The organism is Nonomuraea sp. NPDC026600 (assembly GCF_040638335.1).
GTDB lineage: Bacteria > Actinomycetota > Actinomycetes > Streptosporangiales > Streptosporangiaceae > Nonomuraea.
The window spans coordinates 762,883-784,277 of the sequence record NZ_JBEZYD010000001.1 but is presented as its reverse complement, the minus strand read 5'-3'; the positions used below and the strand labels follow the sequence as shown (position 1 = coordinate 784,277).

Genomic DNA, 21,395 nt, shown 5'->3' with positions numbered 1-21,395 from the left:
CTAACTCCCCGTGGATCGGTAGTGCCGGATGCCCAGACGCCAGGCGAACCCGGCGAGCAGAGCGAGGACCAGGGCCGCGACCGGCCCGAGGAAACGCATGAAGCCCGGAGTGCCGAACGGGTCGTCCCTGTCCAGCACGTAGAGGGCGGGCTGCCAGTTGACGAAGGCCAGCGGAAGCCCGTAGGTCACCCCGCGCACCAGATCGCGGCCGTAGATGGCGAACGGGTATTGAGTGAGCTGGCCGGAGCCGTAGGTGAAGGCGTTGGTCACCTCGGACGCGTCGGTCAGCACGAACTGCACCGCCCCGGCCAGCGTCCACAGTGCCGCGAAGATGACCACCCCCGTCGCGATCATGACGGGGATCATCCAGAGCCGCCCGGAGTCGAGGTCGAGGGCGCTGATCGAGTAGCCGAGCACGAGCGCCGCCTGCAGGACGCGGCCGACGCGGGTCGGCAGGAAACGGTCGGCCGCCATCTGGATCCAGGTGCTCACGGGCCTGATCAGCATGGTGTCGAAGGTGCCCGCCTTGATGTGCTGGCTGATCCGGTCGATGTTGCTGACGAACATGTCGCAGAGGCAGAAGGCCACGTTCGCCGTGCCGTACAGGAAGAGCGTCTCCGCGCGGGAGAAGCCGGCCAGAGAGGTGGTGTTGGCGAAGATGATGAGGATCACCGCCACGTCGGTGCCCGCCACGATGAGACCGAGCACGGACGTCAGGATGAACGAGGCCGGGTAGGCCATCGCGGCGCGGGTCCAGGTCCAGGCCAGCCGGAAATAAGCGCTAACCACCCTGGATCACCACCTTGTGGCGGATGGCCCGCGTGCCGAGCGCACCGGCGGCGAGCAGCGCCACCGCCCAGCAGCCCTGGAACGCCAGGGTCTCCAGGACGGGCGCCTTGCCGAGGTAGAGGTCGGTGGGGGCCTGGACCATCGCGGCCCACGGCAGCGCCCTGGCCAGCTCACCGAGGAGGCCCGGGAACAGGCTGAGCGGCAGCAGCATCCCGCTGAAGAGCGTGGTGAGCACCAGCGAGAACGCCCCCACGCCACGGTCGTCGATCAGCCAGCAGACCGACAGCGCGACCAGGTAGCGCCAGGCGAAGCTGACGATCACCCCGGCCAGGAAGCCGGCGAGGAAGGCGAGCCACTGCCCCGGCTCCGCGGGGTGGGCGATGCCGAACAGCGCGGCGCCCAGCAGCATCGGCGGGATGCCACGAGCGAAGAACAGGTAGGCGGCCCTGCCCAGGTCCTCGGCGAGGGACCAGAGCTGGAGCGAGGCGGGGCGGACGAGATCGAGCGCGATGTCGCCGCTGCGGATCCGCTCGGGAATCGTGAGACCGGTGCCGAACAACTGCATCGGGCCGATGCAGGCCTGGGTGATGAAGCAGAACGTGACGGCCTGGGTGACGTCGTAGCCGGCCAGACCGGGCCTGGCCTGCCAGAGGGCGATGAGGATGTAGGCGCGAAGGATGCCGAAGACGCTGTTGGTGAAGGCGCCCGCGACCGTCGCCCAGACGTAGGTGGCGTGCTTGCGGAAGCCGTACCGGACCAGCCGGGCATAGAGGGGTATGGTGCTGCACCTCCGGAGAGTGATGGCACGGTGACCAACCGTGCCTGGACCCGCACGCGGGTCGGCCGATGGAAGCCTTGAATTATCTGCTCCCCGGTCGGCGGTCCGCAACGCGATAAATCCAGCGCCGCCCCCATGCGACACCTTGCCGAAATAATCCCGTAAGCGAGGAGATACTTACTTGCGAGTAGAGCGATGTTCTAGGGGAAGGATATTCATCGGAGGACACATGGACCTTGATAGGGATGATGCTCCCGACTACCCCTTGAGCTGGCAGGCTCGCGCGCTCACCGGTCTGATGCGCGGGACCCTCAAGCCGGCCTCCCACCTCCTGATGCGCCATCCCCTCACGATCGACTGCGCCGCCCGGGTCGGCGACCTGGCCCGGCTGCTGCCGCTGCGCCCGCCCGGCCACGTGGACGTCGAGCCGGCCGCCTTCTCCGCGTGCGGCGGGGAGTGGGTGCGCGCGGGCGCCGCTCCCGACGAGGGCAAGGTGCTGCTGTACTTTCACGGCGGCGGCTACTTCTCCTGCTCGCCCAGGACCCACCGGCCGATCACCTGGCGCCTGTCCGTCGCGGCCCGCCGCCCGGTGCTCGCCCTCGACTACCGCCAGGGGCCGGTCCACAAGCTGGCCGACTCCCTGAGCGACGCGCTGGACGCCTACGACTGCTTACTGAATCGCGGGTACGCGCCCGAGGACGTCCTGTTCGGCGGCGACTCGGCGGGCGGGCATCTCACGCTGGCGACTCTGCTCGCCCTGCGCGACCGGGGCCTGCCGCTGCCGGCCGCGGCCGTCTGCCTGTCGCCCTGGGCCGACCTGACGGACCTGCCCAAGCGCGCGAACCGCTGGCAGGACCCCATGCTGGCGGCCGGCCGCGTCCGTTGGCTGGCCCGGCGCTGGACCTCCGGCCTGGACCCGCGCGACCCCCTCGTGTCGCCCGTGCACGGCGACTTCACCGGCCTGCCGCCGCTCATGATCGTCACCGGCTCGACGGAGGTGCTCCGGGACGAGGCGCGGCGCGTGGCGGTCAAGGCCAGGCGGGCGGGGGTGCCGGTGACCTACGAGGAGTGGCCGCGGATGCCGCACGTGTTCCCGATCCTGGCGGACGTGCTGCCCGAGGGCCGGCTGGCCTTCCGGCACATGGCGAGCTTCTTCGCCGCCGTCGCGGCCACCCGGTCGTCCTCGCTGGAGGACGCGGCCTGAGCCGCCCCTTGATGGCCGAGGCTCTCTTGGTGATGCCATGCTGGAGAGATCGCGGCGAGTGAAGGGTGTGCTGATATCACCTGAATGGTGCCTCGCGTCGCCGTGGCCGCTGACCTGCGCACGGGAGTATTACAGTGTAGGTTAGGCATACCTAATATTTCGAGGAGTGTCCGATGGCTGACAAGCCCAGAGATCACCATCGCGGCGTCGTGGTACGTACGGAGCGGATCTCGCCCCACATGATCCGCGTCGTGGTCGGTGGTGATGATCTGCGTGACTTCGCCACCTCGGGTCTCACCGACCACTACGTCAAGCTCGTCTTCCCGCATGAGGGTGTCGACTACCCGGCTCCCTTCAACGTCCAGCACGTACGCGAGACCATGCCGCGGGAGGTCTGGCCGCGGCTGCGCACCTACACCGTGCGGGCCTGGGACCCCGACACCCAGGAGATGACGCTCGACTTCGTCTACCACGGCGACGAGGGCATCGCCGGGCCGTGGGCCGCGCGGGCCGTGCCCGGCGACGAGCTGTTCATGCTGGGCCCCGGCGGCGGCTATGTGCCGAGCCCGGAGGCCGGCTGGCACCTGCTCGTCGGTGACGAGAGCGCGCTCCCGGCGATCGCGGCCTCGCTGGAGGCGCTGCCCGACGGCGCCCCCGCCCACGCCTTCATCGAGGTGGACGGGCCGGAGGAGGAGCAGAAGCTGCGGGTCGCCGGTGACACGCGGCTGGTCTGGCTGCACCGCGACGGCGCGCCCGTCGGCGAGGCGCTGGTGAAGGCGGTGCGTGAGCTGGAGTTCCCCGAGGGTGACGTGCACGCGTTCGTCCACGGTGAGGCGGGGTTCGTCAAGGAGTTGCGGCGGCACCTTCGGGTCGATCGCCAGGTGCCGATGGAGCGGCTGTCGATCTCCGGCTACTGGCGACTCGGGGCCGACGACGAGGGCTGGCGAGCCGTGAAGCGCGACTGGAACCGCCAGGTCGAAGCCGAGGAGGCTGCGGTGCTCGGCTAGGAGGCCTCGGTGGCAGGTGGTAAAACGCCACTTCAGGCCATCGAGTCACACCGCTTACTCACCTCAGGGGCACGACCGCCTTACCTCCCATACCCCTTCTGAAAACCATGCGGAAACCCTTCTCGAATGGGACAACAGTGTGCCTTGGCTGTGTCCCAGACAGCGAAGGGCGAACCGGATGGCGCGTGGTGCGAGCGACATGCCTTCAGGCGTGCGACCGCTTACGGTGGGCGACCCGGTCATCATCGGCCGATACCTCCTCCTGGGCCGCCTCGGCACCGGCGGCATGGGGGTCGTGTATCTGGCCGAACATCCGCGGGGCGGTCTGGTGGCGCTGAAGACGCCGCACGCGGTACACCTGAACGATCCCACGTTGCGCGCCCGTTTCGCGGAGGAAGTCGCATTCTCGCGGAGAATTGTGCCGTTCTGCACGGCCGCCGTGATCGAGGACGGCACCGATCGCGACCGCCCGTACCTGGTCACCGAGTACATCCCGGGCCCCGCGCTGTCCCAGGTCGTGATGGCGCGCGGACCGCTCACACCCGACCTGGCCTACGGGGCCGGGCTCGGCGTGGCGGCGGCGCTGGTCGCCGTGCACGACGCGGGGCTGGTCCACCGCGACCTCAAGCCGGGCAACGTACTGCTGTCCGCGGACGGACCACGGGTGATCGACTTCGGTATCGCCCGCGACGTCGACACGCTGGCCGCGCACACCCAGGCGGGGCAGATCATGGGCAGCCCGGGCTGGGTGGCGCCCGAGCGGCTGACCGGCGGGGCCGCCGTGCCCGCGTCGGATGTGTTCGCGTGGGGCTGCCTGGTGGCGTTCGCCGCCACGGGGCACCACCCGTTCGGCGGCGGCGAGGACGACGTGCTGACCCGCCGGATCCTGTTCGAGGCGCCGCGCGTCGAGGGCGTGCCCGCCCTGCTGCGGCCCGCGGTCGAGGCGGCCCTGGCCAAGGCGCCCGCCGACCGGCCCAAGGCCGCCGACCTGCTGCGCGTCCTGCTCGCCGCCGGGGGAGTGGGCGACCCGTGGGACCTGCGCGCCTCGGTGGCGGGCGTACTCGCGGAGATCTGGACGGCCGTGCCCTACCCGCCGGGAGCGGGCAGAGTACGGCTCGCGCCCGAGCCCGGCGAACAGCAGGAGGTGACCGCGCCGAAGCGCCGGCGCCGGGCCAGGGCGGGGGCGCACCTGTCACACGCCACCTTCGCGGCGCTGGCCACGGTCTCCATCGCGGCCGTCACCGTGATCGCCGCGTCGGGTGGTGGCGACCTGAACCTTGGCGGCACCTCCCCGGTGCCGGAGAACCGGCCCGCCGTCCAGCCGTACGAGACCGTCGACTCCACGATGCGCCCCGAGGCCGTTCCGACGAGCGGCCTCCCGGTCACGGCCGGGGGCACCGTCGCGGGCACGGCGATCACCTCGCCGCCCCCGATGTCCGCCACCAGGGCCCGGACGACCGCCCCGATCATCCTGCTCGACCCGTCGCCCGACCGGAAGATCGACCAGAAGACCGGCTGGCATCCGCCGGCCACGTACGAACCGGACGAGACTGGCGATGCAGACCCGGGTGACTGCGCCAGTCCCGCGGCGAAGAGACGCGGGAACGCGGCCGGGCGCGGCTGCCCGCTGCCGTCGGCGTCCATCACCACGATCCCGCAGGATGGCCCCGGTGAGTCACCGGGCCCGTCGATCACACCATCGGTGTCGGAAACGCCCAGCGCGACCGTCACGTGATCCCTGGATAACGGGCAACCCCTGCAATTCCCGGTGACAAGTCACCATAATTGGTGATCTACGGCCTGGTTGTGCCGGGAGGAGAAATCCGCATGCCGGAATTCGCAGCGCTGCGCGAGGAAGACCCCATTCAGGTGGGTGAGTACCGGCTGATCGGACGGCTGAGCCCGGACGTGTTCGTCGGATTCGTCGGAGGGGTGAGCCCCGAGCCGGGGGAGGACGCTCCGGAGCCGCCCAGCGGTGCCGCGGAGCTCGTCGTGGTGAAGCTGCTGGACCCGGAGGTCGATCAGGAGCGCTTCCTGCGCATGATCGAGCCCTTCCAGGAGGTCTCCGCCTTCTGCACGGCCCAGGTGCTCGGGTCGGGGCTGCTGGACGACCGGCCGTACGTGGTGAGCGAGTACATCGACGGCCCCACGCTGGAGCAGGCGACCGCGGCCGGCACGCGGCTGCGGAACTCGGCGCTGCACCGGCTCGCGGTCGGGACCGCGACCGCGCTGGTGGCCATCCACCAGGCGAACGTCGTGCACGGCGACATCCGGCCCGGCAACGTGGTGCTCGGTCCTGACGGGCCCCGGTTGATCAATTTCGGCATCGGCCGGGCGATGGCGGGCACGGCGTCCGCCACGACCCGCAAGGTGGACGTTCCCGCCTTCACCGCGCCCGAACGGCTCGGCGGGGCCACGGCGGAACCGCCGGCCGACCTGTTCTCCTGGGCGGCGACGTTGGTGGCCGCGGCGTCCGGCCGCTCGCCCTTCGACGGCGGCTCGATGGCGGGCACGGTCAACCGGATCACCAACGGCGAGCCGGACCTGCCCGACCTCGGGGACCTGCGTGAGCTGGTGCTGGCCTGCCTGGCGAAGGATCCCGCGCTGCGTCCCACGTCGAGCGACGTGCTGCTGCGGCTGGTGGGGGAGACCAACTTCCTGACCGCGCGGCTGCCGCCGCCGTCCGGGCAGCCGTACAGCCTGCCGCCGCCGCGATTAGCGCCGGACTCGCAGCCGCCTTTGTCGCCGGATTCGCCACCGCGGTCACTGCCGCCGTCGGCCGGGCGGGATTCCCCGTCGACCGGGCAGGATTCGGCCGGCGTCGCGGCCACTCTGCCGGTACGGCGGGGCCGCGGGGTGCTGATCGCCGTGGTGGCGTTCCTCGCGGGGACCCTGGTGTCCGGCGTCGGCGTCTACGCGCTGACCCGCCGGCCGATCGTGGTGGCGTCCGGCCCGTCCGCGCCCCGTCCGTCCGGGCTCGTCCGATCCGAGGCCGCCACGAGCGTGCCCACCTCGGTCATCACCACCGCGCCCCCGATCACCCCGAGCGTGACCAGCGCGCCGGTCGCCAGCGTCGCGCCCAAGGCCGACAAGGACGTCAAGCTCGCCGACATCGACGCCACCCTGCACGAGAACTCCGCCGACCCCGTACGGCTGGCCGCCTACCTCCAGGTCAAGAGGCCGTTCAAGGCGTTCGCCAGGGACCGGGCCGGCCAGTTCAAGGAGGTCGGCCTGGCCGAGGAGCCGCGCGTGTCGCCGATGGGCGACTGGGTGGCGCTCAACCCGTGGGTCAAGTTCCAGAGCTCGGACATGGATCACGTGCGGTTCACCAACCTGGACACCAAGGAGTCCTTCACCGTCAACACGGTGCAGAAACCCGCGCAGACCATGAACCCCGCCTGGTCGCGGGACGGTGGGCGGCTGCTGCTGTCGACCATGAACGCCAAGCGGGACCGGATCACCGGCTTCGTGGTCGTCGACGTGCGGGCGCGGACGGCCACCGCCGTGAAGACGCAGTACAGCGACACCAGCAGCCTGCCGTTCGCGTTCACTCCGGACGGCAAGATCGCCAGAGGCTACAGGAGCCCCAAGAGCAACGGCATCGAGACGTACGACATGTCAGGAAAAGTCACGCACAGCATGCACTGGGTGGGCAGGCCCCGTGACGTCTCCTGGTACTCCCCGTCGGGCAAGCAGTTCATGACGGTCTGCCCCGATGACAAGGAGGTCTGCATCTGGGACGCCACGACCGGTGACCGCAAGGCCACCGTGCCCGGCATCAAGGACGAGTCCTACTTGCTCGGCTGGTTCGACGAGGACCACATCCTGGTGCAGGAGACCGCCAAGAAGGGCCGGGCCCAGGTCAAGATCGTCGACTTCCTGGGCAAGGTCGGGCGGGTGCTCGCGGACCTCGCCCCGAACAACAGCGCCCGGCAGTTCGCGCCCAAGGCTCCGTGACCATGGAACCGCGTCCCTTGCTCACGGGCGATCCCGCTCAGGTGGGGTCGTACCGGGTCGCGGGCCGGCTCGGCCAGGGCGGCCAGGGGGTCGTCTACCTCGGCGAGTCGGCCGACGGGGGGCGGGTCGCGATCAAGCTGCTGACGCGCGCGGCCGGGGAGGAGGACCGGGCCGGGTTCGCCAAGGAGATCGAGCTCGCGCGGCGGGTCAAAGCGTTCTGCACGGCGACCGTGCTGGCGACCGGAGAGCTGAACGGCGTCCCGTACGTCGTCAGCGAGTACGTCGACGGGCCCTCACTCGCCAGGGTCCTCGCCGAGCGGGGGCCGCTGCGGCAGGCCGAACTGCGCCGCCTGGCCATCGGCAGCCTGACCGCGCTGGCCGCCATCCACCAGGCCGGCGTGGTGCACCGGGACCTCAAACCGGGCAACGTGCTGCTCGGCAGGGACGGCCCCCGGGTGATCGACTTCGGCATCTCGCGGGCGCTGGACTCCAGCGAGCTGACCGGCGACCACTTGGTGGGCACCCCGCCGTACATGGCTCCCGAACAGTTCGGCGGCGCCGGATCCGGGCCGCCGGCGGACCTGTTCGCCTGGGCGGCCACGGTGGTGTGCGCCGCGACGGGCAAGCCGCCCTTCGGCTCGGGAGACCTGCCGTCCGTGCTCAACCGGATCCTGACCGCGGAACCGGACCTCGGCGACCTGCGGGGCGACCTGCGTGACCTGGTGGCCCGCTGCCTGGCCAAGGACCCCGCAGCCCGCCCGACGGCCGCCCGGGCGCTGCTCACCCTGCTCGGCCACCCGGTCCCGCCGCAGGGCCTGCTCACCGAGGGCACCAGATCCGCCTCGCCGCCCTCTGACGGAGCGCGAACTGATGAGACACCCCCGGAGCCGTCCCCTTCGACGTCAGTCCCCGGGCGGCGCCTCGGACGGCGGCGGCTCGCGCTGATCGGGGTGGCCGCCGCCGCGGTGCTGGTGGCAGCCGTGGCGGTGCCCGTCACGATCAAGCTCGCCCGTACGACGACCGTGACGAGCACACCGGGGACCGCCGCCACCACTGCCGGCACCGGCCAGAGTGGCGGCCCATCCTCGGCGCCATCCGGCGCGCCGACGGTCTCGGTCGACGAAGTGATCCCCACGACCGCGACGACCACGGCGAAGATCCCCGAAACGAAGATCACCTTGCACGAGAACCCCGCCGACCCCGTCTGGGTCAGCTCCGCCTACGGAGCCCTGCTGCTGGGTGAGGGCGCTCCCGCCTACGTCCGCGACGCCAAGACCGGCACATTCGAGTACTTCGGAAATTTCCAGCAGCCGACGGTCTCACCGCACGGTACCTACGTGGCCGCCCTGTCCACCACGACGCTGAACCGTACCGACTACAACACGATCAGGTTGGTCACCACGGCCACCGGCGAGGACGTGGAACTCCGCACCGCCGACAAACCCGGCGACACGATCGGCACGACGTGGAACGCGGATGGCCGTCACCTGCTCATGACGATCTACACCGGCAAGACGGACCTGCGGACCATGGCAGGGTTCGTGATCGTGGACGCCGCGACCAAGACCGTCCGCTCACGCCTGACGGCCGGAGGGTACAAGGGCGGCTACTCCTGGGGCCCGGACGCCTCAACCCTGATGCGTCAGGAAAGGGACGGCGCGATCAGCTTCGTCGGGCTGGACGGCACGGTGATCCGCTCGTTCCGCGGCATGGGCGACCTCATGCACAGGAGCGCCGCCACGCTGCGCATCGGGACGGAGACCGCCACGGTGTTCTCCACCGCCTGCCCGGGCAAGCCCAGGGACGTCTGCCTGTGGGACGTGGTCACCGGCACCAGGAAGGCGGTCGTACCGGGGGACGAGAACACGACGTTCAGCGGCTGGCTGGACAGCGAGCACATTCTCGCCCTGGTCACCAAGGGCGGCACCACCCGTGTGGTCCTGGTCGGCCTCGATGGCAAGATCAAGCGCCTCCTGGCCGAGGGACCCGCGAAGCAGCTCAAGGCGATCAGCCTCTGGTACAGCTGGAAGTGATCGTCCGGCCCGGCACGGGCCGCCGATCAGTGCGAATGAGCCGCTTCGTGAGCCTCTTCGAGAGAAGAGCCCGCCAGGAGCGCCGCGACCCCGCCGACGAAGGTGGAGCACTCGAAGATGTCCTTGTGCGGGCAGGCCAGGCCATGGGCGATGGCAGTGCGTGCCACCTGGGCCTGGGCGATCCGTTGATCCAGCTCGGTGAGCTTGCGTTGGTACAGCTCCCGCCAGCCGTCGCCGGCCGGCGAACGAGACGCGATGAACGCTTTGATCTCCCGCAACGTGAAACCGACATCTCGCAGCAACACCACCACACCGACCAGCCCGACCGCCGACGGCGGATAACGCCGTTGGCCTGAGACCCGGGCCGGTGCCGGGAGCAGGCCGAGCTCCTCCCAGTAGCGCAGAGCGGAGGTGGCGATACCGGTGCGGCTCGCCAGCTCGCCGATCGTCAGCTGCTCATCCATTTGACTTCAAGCGTACTTGAAGCCGTTGACTGGCGATCATGCAGACAGCAGGTACATCTCTCAAGCAACGCGTGATCAGATACTTGGTGGGCCAGGCTCGTCACCCCCGGGGCATCGTCGGGTGGGCGAACGGCTGGATGTTCGCCCACCGCCCCTCCAACCGGCAGCGCAACATCTGGGCGGTGTCGTTGCTGGACGTGCGGCCGACCGACCGGGTGCTCGAGATCGGCTTCGGTCCCGGCGTCGCCATCGCCGAGTTCGCCGCCCGCGCCACCCGGGGCCACGTCTACGGCGTCGACCACTCGCGGGCCATGGTCCGGCGAGCCACCCGCCGCAACGCCGCCGCCGTCCGCGCTCACCGCGTGCACCTCACGCAAGCCTCCGTGGAGCAGTTGCCGAGCTTCGGCGATCCGCTCGACGCCATCCTCGCCGTCAACTCCGCGGGGTTCTGGCCCGACCCGGTGGAGCGGCTTCTCGAGCTGCGCCGCCTGCTCCGCCCCGCAGGACGCATCGCGCTCGTCAGCCAGCCCCGCTCCCCCGGCGCCACCCGGGACACCACGACCCGAGCCGCCCAAGAACTCCAGGACCTGCTCACCCAGGCCGGCTTCACCCACCTCCGGGTCGAGACCCTCGAGCTCGACCCGCCCGTCGCCTGCGTGCTCGCCGACAATCCAACCGGCAGGCCGTCATGACCGCAGATAACAGCTTCCCCGCCGACATCCCACCGGCCGTCGTCTCCAACTTGCCATCACCACCGACGGGTAGCACCCCAAAAGCGAAATCCGGGCGCGGTCACGAACGGGCGCTCCCGGCGCTCATCGGGACAACCCGTTTGGGGCTGGCGCGCAAGAATGATCTCGATATAGTGTTCGACTCGATGGCTGAGCGCACTCTTAATCTTGTCGACTTCGTATCAAATTTAGAACGTGTGCTCGTTTCCTCCTCTGGCAACTCCTTCGCGTGCCGGCGCCCGGCCATGCGTTCGTGACCAGGCCGCCATTTCCGCCGAAGGCGGGAACGATCAAGCCCGCAGAACGAACCGACTCTGTCCGCTTCGAAGATCACGGGAAAGGAATACTTGTGCGTTTATCGACTTCGGCAGGACGTCGCCTTGGGGGACTGATAGCCGTCGTGGCCCTGGCTCTCGGCGTCCTCGCCACCGGGGCGCAGGCCGCCCCGGCCGCCGCGACGAACGTCGTGGGCAAGCTGGACATCGCCTTCGAGCGCACCACCGCGTCGAAATGCCCGGTCACCTTCGACGTTCACGGCTACTTCGAGGGGCTGCCCGCGGGCGCGCAGACGATCGAGTACCGCCTGGTCGGCGCCCAGGAATGGAAGACGCTCACCGTGCCCGCCGAACGCGGCGTCGTCTACCAGGCCGTGCTGGAGACCCTCTCGTGGGAATGGGCGCCGGACTCGCGTGACTACGCGGTCCAAATCGAGGTCAACCAGCCCGACGGCCTGCGGTCCAACTCCCTTTACTACTTCAAGTGCGGCACTCCGCCACCCGGTGAGACGTTCGGCGTCGCCGCCGAGGACATCACCCGCACGGCGAGCGGCGGCCCGCTGGCCGAACTGGCGGCCGACGCGCAGCTCGCGTCGGTGCGGGCCCGGTCCGGCGCGCAGGTCGCGCTCGTCAACCGGTACGACGTCAAGGCGGACCTGCCTGCCGGACCGATCGGCTTCGAGCAGCTGTGGAACGCGCAGCCCGCAGGGCTGGCCATCAACGTGCAGACAATGACCGGCGGCCAGCTCAAGAAGCTGCTGGCCACACCCAACTCGGCGGGCTGGGTGCTGACCCCGTCGGCCGGGCTGCGCTACACCCTCGGCAGTGGGAAGGTCCTGTCGATGACGCTCGACGGGGCTCCGGTGACCGCCACGCAAGAGATCAGGGTCGCGGGCGCCTGGAGCCTCATCGCCGGATTCGACGGCTGGCCGCGCTGGGAGGGGACGACCACGTACACGAGCGGTCCCGACGACACCGGGGCGCTCGCGACGTACCTGGTCGCCCACTCGCCGGTGCCGGCGCCGCCGGGCGACCGCGTCACCATCCGCTAGCCAGGGGCCCGGCCGTGCGCGCTACGGGCGCACGGCCGGGCTGGACCGGTTATCGCAACGTGAGGGGGTCGAAGGCGTGCCCGGCCCACAACTCACGGGAGGTCTCCTCCGGATACGCCGTTATGCCCGGCTCGGTGTCGATGACCCAGGTATGCCTGTTGTGCGGCTCGTACGCCGGCCAGCCCGGATCCCCGGTCGTGGCGAAGGCGATCCATGCCGCGCGGACCCGGGCCGACAGCTCGGCCGCGGCCGGTGGCGGCTCCTGTCCGAGCAGCAGTCCTCCCACTCCAGCGGTCAGGTTGCCGAACGTCAGCGGCAGGCCGAGCCCGTGGCAGGCGCCGAGGGCATCGCCGCCCATGCCGGGGGCCGGCCAGGTCAGCTCGTACAGGTAGGCCCGGCCGTGGCTTTGGTGGGTCTCGGCCAGCCGGACGGAAGGCATCCGGAATATCCAGTCGGAGTGCACCAGCTCGTACAGCCGCTCGTCGTCGGCCCCGGGGTAGGCGGCCCGGTAGGCCTGCGGGTCCGGGGCGAGCTCCCGCAGCGCGGTGGCCGCCCGCTCGGCGGTGATCTGGCCGGTTTCGCCCTTGAGGGCCATGAACAGCCGATACTCGTCGCGGGTGTGCCCCACGATCAGCTCCACATCGCGCGCGGCCCCGTCCGCCAGTGACCGCCACGGCACCGCGGGCAGCACCTCGCCGTCCACGACCGGCGCGAACGGCGACTGGATGTACGCGGCCAGGCCCCACCGCGGGCAGTCGCCCGCCTTGCCCGCCACCGCGTCCCCGGCGTCGATCAGCCGATCCGGCGACAGGCGGGCGAGTTCGCCCGCGAGCGGGGCCAGGCCCAGCTCACCGGCTACGGCGGCGGCGATGTCGGCGGCCAGCTCAGCGGAGAAGAACACGCTTGGCACGCTCTGCGCGATCGCCCTGCGGAACAGACCGGCGGCTTGGGGCATCACCATCAGCGCCGCGATGCTCCCGGCTCCGGCGGACTCCCCGAAAACGGTGACCTGGTCCGGATCTCCGCCGAAAGCCGGGATGTTGTCGCGCACCCAGCGCAAGGCGGCCACCTGGTCCAGTAACCCGCGGTTGGCCGGCGCCCCCTGGAAGTGCCCGAAGCCCTCGGCGGAGACCCGGTAGTTGAAGGTGACCACGATGACGCCGTCCCGGGCGAGCACGCCGCCGTCGAAGACCGGGTCGCCGGACCGCCCGTACATGTAACCCCCGCCCTGGATCCACACCATCACCGGCAGCCGGGCGGCGCCCAGGTCGGGGGACCAGACATTGACGGTCAACCAGTCGCCGTCCGCGCCGTCCGCGGCGGACGCGCCCAGCAACCTGGACTGCGGCGGCGGCGGACCGAACGTGCCCGCCTCGCGCACCCCGTCCCACGGCTCGGCCGACACCGGTGCGGCCAGCCGCAGGGCGCCCACCGGCGGGCGCGCGAACGGCACGCCGCGGAAGACGTTCACGCCATCCTCGATCCGCCCGCGCAGCCTTCCCGTGGTCACCCGGACCTCCGGGTCCGCGGATCCGATGGCGCTCATGGCACACTCCTCTTCCGGGGGTGCCGGCTCCCATAGCCAGGCGCGGCCATCTTCGCCCAAACCGCGGGCCCGCCGCACCTCGATATCGAGCGGGCCGGAGTAGCGGAAGGTCTCCATCGGTCTCCTGGCTCGATCGCGTCCGCGTCGGTCACCGGGTCGAGTGGGCGCGCATCCACCACCAAGAGCCCCCGCATATCGCCGGCGCACCAACCGCGCTGGGTGACGAGGAAGGGCCCAGCCTAGAGAAGAGCTGGGCCTCTTCCTTGCGTCTATGGGTGGCGGTTGAAAGCACCGAGCAGCCCCCACAGAACGGCACCGCCGGCGGCGAGCCCAGTCAGGAGTGCGGCGGGCCACGTGGAGCCGTCCGCGAGCATGAGAGCGGTCGCGATGCTGGTTGAGGCGACTATCGCGAGCGCGATAAGAAGCGCGCGTTGCGTGTCCATACGAACCAACTCCTATCCGACGAAGAACCCCATCCGAAGCAGGCTCCATGCGCGCGATGCGCAGTGGACGCCGTCCGGGGTGGATCCAGTAGGAGAAGGCCCTCTACCTCGCACGATACGGTGCCTTACCGTACGCGCCCCCGTTTTCGCGCAAGTTTGACATTGGCGTGTCCCAAGGAAAAAACGGGTCTTACCAAGGCTGGACACCGGCAAGCTCACGATCAAGCCAACCTGTGATCACGACGTGTGACGTAACCGAAGCGCGGACATCCGGTACGTCGAAACCGTCGCGTACGGCCGCGCTCACGGAGACGCTGGCTGAGCAGGTGTAAGAAGTCGCCATGCGCTTGGCGGACGTCCTCGCCTCGGCGGGCATCGTGCCGCTCCATTTTGATGGCCGAACGGCTGGACGTCAGGCGATCATGCGGATCTTCCGGTGCCGGGGTTCGTGCGGTTTCCAGAGCGGGTGGCGCGCACGAAAGTGGGCCGCGCCAGGCCGGGGGGAGGCTGGCGCGGCCCATCGCCGGGGAACCATCCCATGCCCAGGAGGTGGCCGGCGAGATCAGAGGGTCTAGTGGGCGAACTGCTCTTCCTCGGTGGAGCCGCGCAGCGCGGTCGTCGAGGAGTCGGGGGCGACGGCGGTGCTGATCAGGTCGAAGTAGCCGGTGCCGACCTCGCGCTGGTGGCGGGTGGCGGTGTAGCCGCGCGACTCGGCCGCGAACTCGGCCTCCTGGAGGTCGACGTACGCGGTCATGCCGTCGTTGGCGTAACCCTGCGCCAGGCTGAACATCGAGTAGTTCAGCGAGTGGAATCCGGCCAGCGTGATGAACTGGAACTTGTACCCCATGTGTCCCAGCTCCCGCTGGAACTTGGCGATCGTGGAGTCGTCCAGGTGCTTCTTCCAGTTGAACGACGGCGAGCAGTTGTAGGCCAGCATCTGGTCCGGGTACTCAGACTTGATCGCCTCGGCGAACTCGCGGGCCACGTCGAGGTCGGGTGTGCCGGTCTCCATCCAGAGCAGGTCGGAGTGCGGTGAGTAGGCCAGGCCGCGCGCGATGCACGACTTGACGCCGTTGCGGACCCGGTAGAAGCCCTCAGCGGTCCGCTCGCCAGTGGCGAACGCCTGGTCGCGGGGGTCCACGTCGCTGGTCAGGAGCGTCGCGGCCTGGGCGTCGGTCCGCGCGATGATCAGAGCCGGGACACCGGCCACGTCGGCGGCCAGCCGGGCGGCGTTCAGCGTCTTGACGTGCTGGCCGGTCGGGATCAGCACCTTGCCGCCCAGGTGGCCGCACTTCTTCTCGGAGGCGAGCTGGTCCTCCCAGTGCACGCCCGCCGCACCCGCGGCGATCATGCCCTTCATGAGCTCGTACGCGTTCAGCACGCCGCCGAACCCGGCCTCGGCGTCCGCCACGATCGGCGCCAGCCAGTGCGGCCCGTCCTGGATGCCCTCCGACCAGGTGATCTGGTCGGCACGCAGCAACGCGTTGTTGATCCGGCGCACGACGGCGGGCACGGAGTTCGCCGGATAGAGGCTCTGGTCCGGGTACGTCTGGCCGCCCAGGTTCGCGTCGGCCGCGACCTGCCAGCCGGACAGGTAGATGGCCTGCAGCCCGGCCTTCACCTGCTGGACCGCCTGGTTTCCGGTGAGCGCGCCGAGGGCGTGCACGTAGTCCTCGGTCTGCAGGAGGTTCCACAACCGCTCGGCGCCGCGCCGGGCCAGCGTGTGCTCCTCCTGGACGCTTCCGCGCAGTCTGATCACGTCCTCGGCGCGGTAAGTCCGTTCGACGCCCGCCCAGCGAGGGTCGCTGTCCCATTCGTCCTGCAGCTGCTCAGCAGCTCCCTTGAGGCGATCGTTCATTTTGCACTCCTTTGTCGTCCCCTGGGGCCTATGCCGAGTCTGTGCCCGGGCGGGTGGGGGGCAATAGCCGTTGCCGTGCAGAAGAAGAGCGAAAATTCTTCTCAGATGAATACTTGCTGGTATTCAGTAGAGAAGAAAAGGAGAGTTTTCCCTATGGACTAGACCAATGTCATGAGACGCCGGTGAGACGTCGGTGTAATGGGCGCGCTTCAGGCTGGCCGGGTGACGATGAGAAGTAGAAGCACGCGTCTCGCCTGGGGAGCGGCACTTGTGCTCGGGCTTTCCGGCTGCGGGCTGGTACGGCAGGCGGCCGCTCCTCCGGCTCCGGAAAGCGCTCCGGCCTCGGATGAAGCTCAGGCTTCGGCGAGCCCTCTGGAGAGCGCTGCGGACAGTCCTTCGGCGGATCCGCAGGTGAGCAAGCCGGTGAGCGCCGTCGAGAACCAGGCAGGGGACGGCGTGGTGGCGGGGCCGGTTTCGAGCGCGTACCAGGTCGAAGGCCGGAACCTCCGCCTGGCCAGAACGGGCGGCGGCGAGCTGGCCCTGCAGTTCGACTTCCACAACGGCACCGGCGACCGCCTCTCGCTCGACAGCTTCGGCATCGACAGCCGCGAACAGCTCCTGGCCCTGGTCGATCTGCCCCGCGGCACCGCATACGGCCCGATCGGTGGCTCAGGCCCCGATGGCCGGGTCGCCGCGGCCTCCGAGGAGGAGATCGAGCCTGATGGGTCCGTCATGGTGACGGCGGTGTTCACGGCACCGCCCAAGGAGGCGACCAAGATGCTCGTCGCCATCGATGGCCTGCTCCCCGTCGTGGTTCCGATCAAGGATGAGGGCCTGACGGACGTACCCGTCCTGCACGGCTCTCCGGGCAAGCCTCAGGTCGGCCCGCTCGTCTGCAAGGCGCAAGCAGGCGGGCGCGAGGAGTTCAAGCTGCCGAGTGACGTGCTGTTCGAGTTCGGCAGCTCCAAGCTGTCCCCGGCCGCCAAATCGGCTTTGTCCGGGTTGCGCGACCGCATCACGGCGGGCTCCGGCACGGTGACCGTCGACGGCCACACGGACGCCGTCGGTGACAAGCCCGCCAACCAGCGACTCTCCGAGGAACGCGCGGCGGCCGTCGACCGGGCACTCAGCAGCGACCTCGGTGACGATTTCGACTACGCCGCCAAGGGCCACGGCGAGATCAAACCCATCGCCCCCAACACCCTCCCGGACGGCACCGACAACCCCGACGGCCGCGCCCAGAACCGCCGGGTAGAGGTCCACGTCGACAGCGGCACCACACTCCAGTCACGCGCGACGGACACGGTCCTCTCGGACGCCGGACTACGCGCCCAAGCGGGCAGTGTCCAGCGGCTGTCCGGGTACGCGCTGGCCACCGTCAAGGTGACCAACCCGGGGCAGGACACGGTGCCGCTCGACTTCGACAACCACTTCACGCCCAAGGAGCTCACCACCGGCCAACTGTCGCTCGCCGGGCAGAGTACCCGGTACGACGTGTGCGGCTTCGCCGAGCCGACGTACTTCGACTTCATCGGCAACCTCAGCCAGCGGTTCGCGCCCGGCAAGCTCAGCGTCATCCCGGCGGGGGCGGAGGTGACGCTGTGGAGCCTGTTCCCGGCGCCGGACGCGGGGGCGGTCGAGGTCGAACTCGCCGGGTACGCCGACCGCCTTCCCGCCGAGATCACGTCCTGACGAACAGGACCGATGCGGCGAGGCAGGCTTGGTCCGAGGTCCGAGGTCCGAGGTCCAGGGTCAGGGGCCCGGGGTCAGGGCGCCGGCAGGCGGCGGCGGACCTCGGCAAGCCGGCCGGCGTAGCGAGGCCACCCGAACCCCGACACCGCGTACTCGGCCGCGACCTCCTCCGCCAGCCGCGGACCCGCGCCACTCGGGCTGCCGTCCGAGGTGCTGACGCCCGAATGGTCACCGTCCGAGGTGCTGACGCCCGAATGGTCACCGTCCGAGGTGCTGACGCCCGAACGGTCACGGCCCGAGGCGCAGGCCAGTGCTACCGATACCGCGCGGGCCGCCAGCCACGGGGTGCTGTGCTCAGGCGCCTCCGTGTAGACGGCGTCCAGCAGCGCCCCTGCCTCCTCCAGACGTCCCGCCATGACGAGAACGTCCGCCAGATCGATGTGCGCCATGCTCGCCCCGGTCCCGTCGGTCACCGCGTACGCCACCGCCGCCCGCAGGTGCGACTCCGCCCCGGCCAGGTCTCCGGACGCCAACGCGGCACCAGCCCTGATCTGCTGGTTCAGCGGCAGGATCTGCCGGTCGTCCAGTCGCCCGGCGTAGTGGTCGGACTCGTCGGCCCGCGCCACCGCCTCGGACGTGCGACCCATGGCCAGCAGGGCCTGCCCCTGGTTGCTCAGCCCTCTGGCCAGCCCGTGCTCATCCCCGGCAGCCCGATCGAAGGCGAGGGCGGCAACATATCGGTCCAGCGCGGATTCGGGGTCGCCGGTGTACAGGTACAACGTGCCCAGCGCATCCGCGAACGCCGACTGCCGCTGAGTGTGCGCCAACGTCACCGCCAGCCGCTGCCCCTCGAACAGCGGTGCGAAGGCGTCACGCAACCGGCCGCGTTCGATCTCGACGATGCCCCGGTAGTACAGGACGGTCATGGTCAGCGCGTCCTCACCCACCGACCCGGCGAGCTCGGCGGCCTTGGTCAGCAGTCCGGCCGCCTCATCGAAGCGCCCCACCATGGTGGTCACGAACCCGTGGTAGCTCAGCGCGACCAGCCGCTCCTGCGCGGTGCTGCCGGGCGCGTCCGCCAGGGCCGAGAAGTGCCGTCGTGCCTCGCCGTACCAGCCTCTGATCAGCCACGGGGTATGCAGGGCGAGCGCCAGCCGCAGCCCGTCGGCGGCTCGCGCGGTGCCGGGGGCGCGTTCGAGGGCGTCGAGGAGGTTCGGCCACTCGGCGAACACGGCCGCCACCGCCTCCGCCGTGGCGAAATCGTCAGGCTCGCCCGCCTTACGTACCAGGTCGAGGCACCATGCCAGGTGAGCACTCTGGACGGCGTCGCCGTCGCCGGAGATCTTCAGACGGTCCCGCGCATAGTCCCTGACGGTCTCCAGCAACCCGAACCGCCGCCGCTCGCCGTCGGCCTCCACACTGACCAGACTCCGATCGACCAACTCGGCCACAGCCGGTGCCACATCACCACACTCCACCTCGGCCACGTCGTCCGGGGCCAAGCGGCGGGCCTCAAGACCGATACTCCCCCCGACGCCCGCGACGCGCTCGCCACTGGCGCTGGTCTCGGTCGGGTGCGTACCGGCTGCGGTGCGGGTCGCGTGGTCCGCGGTGGCGATCGCCGTCAGACGGTCGTCTGGGACGACTTGTTCCGCCGCTTCCAGGTCGAAGCCGCCGTTGAACACCGCCAGCCTGCGCAGCACCACCCGTTCGCGTTCACCCAGCAGGTCGTGGCTCCAGTCGAGGGCCGCGCGCAGGCTGGTGTGGCGCGGGCCACGGTCCCGGCCGCCGCCGACCAGCAGCCGTAGCCGGTCGTTCACCCGTCCGGCCAGCTGCGACACCGTGAGCGCCCTGGTCAGACCGGCGGCGAGCTCGATCCCGAGCGGCAGCCGATCCACGGCGGCGCAGATCGCGGCCACCGCCTCGCCGTCGACCCCCGCCTGATCGGCCGCACATCGCTGCCGGAACAGCCCCGCGGCCGCCGCCGGGCTGAGCGGCCCGACCCGGTGCACCTCCTCCGCGGCCGTCAGCAGCGGGCGCTGGGAGGTGACGAGCACGGTCAACGCGGTGGTACGGCGGAACAGCGCCACGACCAGCGCCGCCACCTGGTCGATCAGGTGCTCGGCGTTGTCCAGCACCAGCAGCGTCCCCTCCAGCTCGGCCGCGCAATCGGGCACCGGGTCGACGCCGTCGGACACCACCCCGACGGCGTCCGCGACGGCGACGGCGACGGCCCCTTCCCGTCGCAACGGGGCCAACTCGACCAGCGTCACCTTCCTCACGAGCGGCTCCATGGCGCTCCCGGGTGTCTCGACGGCCGCCGAGCGGCTCCGGGAGGTCGCCAAGGCTCTGGCCACCTCGAGCGCCAGCCGCGACTTCCCGCTGCCCGGCCCACCCGTCAACGTGACCAGCCCGGGGCGCCTGAGCCGTGCCACCAGTTCGGCCAGTTCGCTGTCTCGCCCGACGAAACTGGTGGCGGGCGCGGGCAACCACGCGGATTCCTCCGCCTCAGCTCCGAGGCCCAGGCCCGGCAGGGCAGGCACCCCGGATCCGACGCCCCCTCCGTCACCGGCCTCGGGCGGGGCGGTGGTGAAGGGGGCCGGGGTGTCGCGGTGGAGGAGGGAGGGATCTTGGCGGAGGAGACGGAGCTCTGTCTCGGCGGTATGCGGAGAGGGGTCGACGCCCAGTTCGTCGGCGAGGGTGCGCCGGAGAGCGGCCAGCCGGTCGAGCGCGTCCGCCTGACGGCCCGTGCGATAGAGCGACACCGCCAGCAGGCAGTAGAGGCGCTCGTGCAGCGGATGCTCGGCCGCCAGCCGTTCCAGCTCCTCTCCCACCTCAGCCGCCCGGCCCAGCTCCAGGTCTGCGGTCAGTCGTTCGACCAGGAGCTCGAGCCGCCACGCGTCGAGGCGCTCGCCTTCCGCGCCGGCGAACGGGAACGGGCGCAGATCACCGAGTGCCGGACCGCGCCACAGCGCCAGCGCCTCGGCAGCCGCTGCCCTCGCCGTGGCCTGGTCACCGGTACGGGCGGCCGAGTGTAACCGTCCGGCTGCGGCTCTGGCCTGGTCCAGGTCGGCAGCGCGAGCGGCGAGGGCATAGCCGCCCGGAGTCCGTACCAGCGGCCCGGACGACCGCTCCGAGGCGCGGTCCGGATCCGGCCCGGCAGATCCCAGCCGTACGGCAGCGGCTGCCGTACGTGAGCCCGGGGTGAGGGCGGCGCGGAGCCGGGAAGCGAGCACACGGAGGCGTTTCGCCGGCCGGGCCGGCGCGGCATCGCCCCAAAGATCTGCCGCGAGTCGTTCGTCCGGCACCGCGATGCCCCCCGCCAGCGCCAGCCGCACCAGCAGCGCCCGCTCCAGCGGCCGGTCCACGGCGACGGGTGTCCCCGAGACGAGGAGCACGACCGGCCCCAGTACGTGAACATCCAATAACGGAGCGTTGCCTGGCATGCCCGAAGTATCGCAGCGAAACAGCCAGAACACTTACATGAGCACCCCTGGGCGCCCCAACTGCGATAGCTAGAAAATAGCTGGAATTTCTGTCTAAGATGCTCACATGGCGTCCTTGCT

14 protein-coding genes are annotated in these 21,395 nt (G+C 70.5%); 8 read left to right on the top strand and 6 right to left on the bottom strand.

The genetic code is table 11. The features are described from left to right. Both AB0F17_RS03540 and AB0F17_RS03535 read right to left on the bottom strand, forming a co-directional pair. Window positions 1–789 (bottom strand): ABC-2 family transporter protein, encoded by a 789-nt coding sequence (locus AB0F17_RS03540; RefSeq protein ID WP_358015525.1) that lies wholly within the window; start codon window positions 787–789, stop codon window positions 1–3. Further along, window positions 782–1,678, bottom strand: a complete 897-nt coding sequence (locus AB0F17_RS03535; RefSeq protein WP_358015522.1) for an ABC-2 family transporter protein — start codon at window positions 1,676–1,678, stop codon at window positions 782–784. The genes AB0F17_RS03540 and AB0F17_RS03535 overlap by 8 nt, the downstream gene beginning before the upstream one ends. Window positions 1,679–1,796: 118 nt before the next feature. Here AB0F17_RS03535 and AB0F17_RS03530 point away from each other — a divergent pair, with 118 nt between their 5' ends. From AB0F17_RS03530 to AB0F17_RS03510, 5 genes are all read left to right on the top strand, one after another. Beyond that, window positions 1,797–2,771, top strand: a complete 975-nt coding sequence (locus AB0F17_RS03530; protein ID WP_358015519.1) for an alpha/beta hydrolase — start codon at window positions 1,797–1,799, stop codon at window positions 2,769–2,771. A gap of 173 nt (window positions 2,772–2,944) precedes the next feature. After that, on the top strand, window positions 2,945–3,778 hold the full coding sequence (locus AB0F17_RS03525) for a siderophore-interacting protein (RefSeq protein ID WP_358015516.1): 834 nt from the start codon (window positions 2,945–2,947) through the stop codon (window positions 3,776–3,778). Window positions 3,779–3,989: 211 nt separating this feature from the next. Continuing rightward, a complete protein-coding gene (locus AB0F17_RS03520; protein WP_358015513.1) occupies window positions 3,990–5,513 on the top strand; it encodes a serine/threonine-protein kinase in 1,524 nt (507 codons plus the stop codon). 92 nt (window positions 5,514–5,605) lie between these two features. Then, window positions 5,606–7,735, top strand: a complete 2,130-nt coding sequence (locus AB0F17_RS03515; RefSeq protein ID WP_358015510.1) for a protein kinase — start codon at window positions 5,606–5,608, stop codon at window positions 7,733–7,735. A 2-nt stretch (window positions 7,736–7,737) separates the two neighbouring features. Further along, window positions 7,738–9,768: a serine/threonine-protein kinase gene (locus tag AB0F17_RS03510; RefSeq protein ID WP_358015507.1), complete on the top strand. Its 2,031-nt coding sequence runs from the start codon at window positions 7,738–7,740 to the stop codon at window positions 9,766–9,768. A 26-nt stretch (window positions 9,769–9,794) separates the two neighbouring features. Here the strand turns inward: AB0F17_RS03510 and AB0F17_RS03505 are convergent, their stop codons facing one another. Beyond that, the gene (locus AB0F17_RS03505; RefSeq protein ID WP_358015504.1) at window positions 9,795–10,232 is read right to left on the bottom strand and encodes a MerR family transcriptional regulator; all 438 of its coding nucleotides are present in this window, start codon (window positions 10,230–10,232) and stop codon (window positions 9,795–9,797) included. A 71-nt stretch (window positions 10,233–10,303) separates the two neighbouring features. On the opposite strand from AB0F17_RS03505, the gene AB0F17_RS03500 reads away from it, so the two are divergent. Then, complete coding sequence (locus tag AB0F17_RS03500; protein ID WP_358015501.1) at window positions 10,304–10,924, top strand: methyltransferase domain-containing protein; 621 nt, start codon at window positions 10,304–10,306, stop codon at window positions 10,922–10,924. 439 nt (window positions 10,925–11,363) lie between these two features. Then, window positions 11,364–12,290 (top strand): 5'-nucleotidase, encoded by a 927-nt coding sequence (locus tag AB0F17_RS03495; protein ID WP_358015498.1) that lies wholly within the window; start codon window positions 11,364–11,366, stop codon window positions 12,288–12,290. Between the two features lie 49 nt (window positions 12,291–12,339). On the opposite strand, the gene AB0F17_RS03490 is transcribed toward AB0F17_RS03495, so the two are convergent. Together AB0F17_RS03490 and aceA are read right to left on the bottom strand one after the other, a co-directional pair. Further along, window positions 12,340–13,836, bottom strand: a complete 1,497-nt coding sequence (locus tag AB0F17_RS03490) for a carboxylesterase family protein (RefSeq protein ID WP_358015495.1) — start codon at window positions 13,834–13,836, stop codon at window positions 12,340–12,342. Between the two features lie 1,014 nt (window positions 13,837–14,850). Next, window positions 14,851–16,137: an isocitrate lyase gene (aceA, locus tag AB0F17_RS03485; RefSeq protein ID WP_358015492.1), complete on the bottom strand. Its 1,287-nt coding sequence runs from the start codon at window positions 16,135–16,137 to the stop codon at window positions 14,851–14,853. A 411-nt stretch (window positions 16,138–16,548) separates the two neighbouring features. Between aceA and AB0F17_RS03480 the strand changes: the two genes are divergently transcribed. Continuing rightward, window positions 16,549–17,829, top strand: coding sequence for an OmpA family protein (locus tag AB0F17_RS03480; protein ID WP_358015489.1), 1,281 nt, complete (start codon window positions 16,549–16,551; stop codon window positions 17,827–17,829). Between the two features lie 74 nt (window positions 17,830–17,903). Here the strand turns inward: AB0F17_RS03480 and AB0F17_RS03475 are convergent, their stop codons facing one another. Then, window positions 17,904–21,275 (bottom strand): BTAD domain-containing putative transcriptional regulator, encoded by a 3,372-nt coding sequence (locus tag AB0F17_RS03475; protein WP_358015487.1) that lies wholly within the window; start codon window positions 21,273–21,275, stop codon window positions 17,904–17,906. Between the last annotated feature and the right edge of the window lie 120 nt (window positions 21,276–21,395).

What these genes read in the sequence shown, in the direction of transcription:
- AB0F17_RS03530 (WP_358015519.1), top strand. Translation starts at nt 1,797, where the DNA reads ATGGACCTTGATAGGGATGATGCTCCCGACTACCCCTTGAGCTGGCAG.
- AB0F17_RS03525 (WP_358015516.1), top strand. Translation starts at nt 2,945, where the DNA reads ATGGCTGACAAGCCCAGAGATCACCATCGCGGCGTCGTGGTACGTACG.
- AB0F17_RS03515 (WP_358015510.1), top strand. Translation starts at nt 5,606, where the DNA reads ATGCCGGAATTCGCAGCGCTGCGCGAGGAAGACCCCATTCAGGTGGGT.
- AB0F17_RS03510 (WP_358015507.1), top strand. Translation starts at nt 7,738, where the DNA reads ATGGAACCGCGTCCCTTGCTCACGGGCGATCCCGCTCAGGTGGGGTCG.
- AB0F17_RS03505 (WP_358015504.1), bottom strand. Translation starts at nt 10,232, where the DNA reads ATGGATGAGCAGCTGACGATCGGCGAGCTGGCGAGCCGCACCGGTATC.
- AB0F17_RS03490 (WP_358015495.1), bottom strand. Translation starts at nt 13,836, where the DNA reads ATGAGCGCCATCGGATCCGCGGACCCGGAGGTCCGGGTGACCACGGGA.
- aceA (WP_358015492.1), bottom strand. Translation starts at nt 16,137, where the DNA reads ATGAACGATCGCCTCAAGGGAGCTGCTGAGCAGCTGCAGGACGAATGG.
- AB0F17_RS03475 (WP_358015487.1), bottom strand. Translation starts at nt 21,275, where the DNA reads ATGCCAGGCAACGCTCCGTTATTGGATGTTCACGTACTGGGGCCGGTC.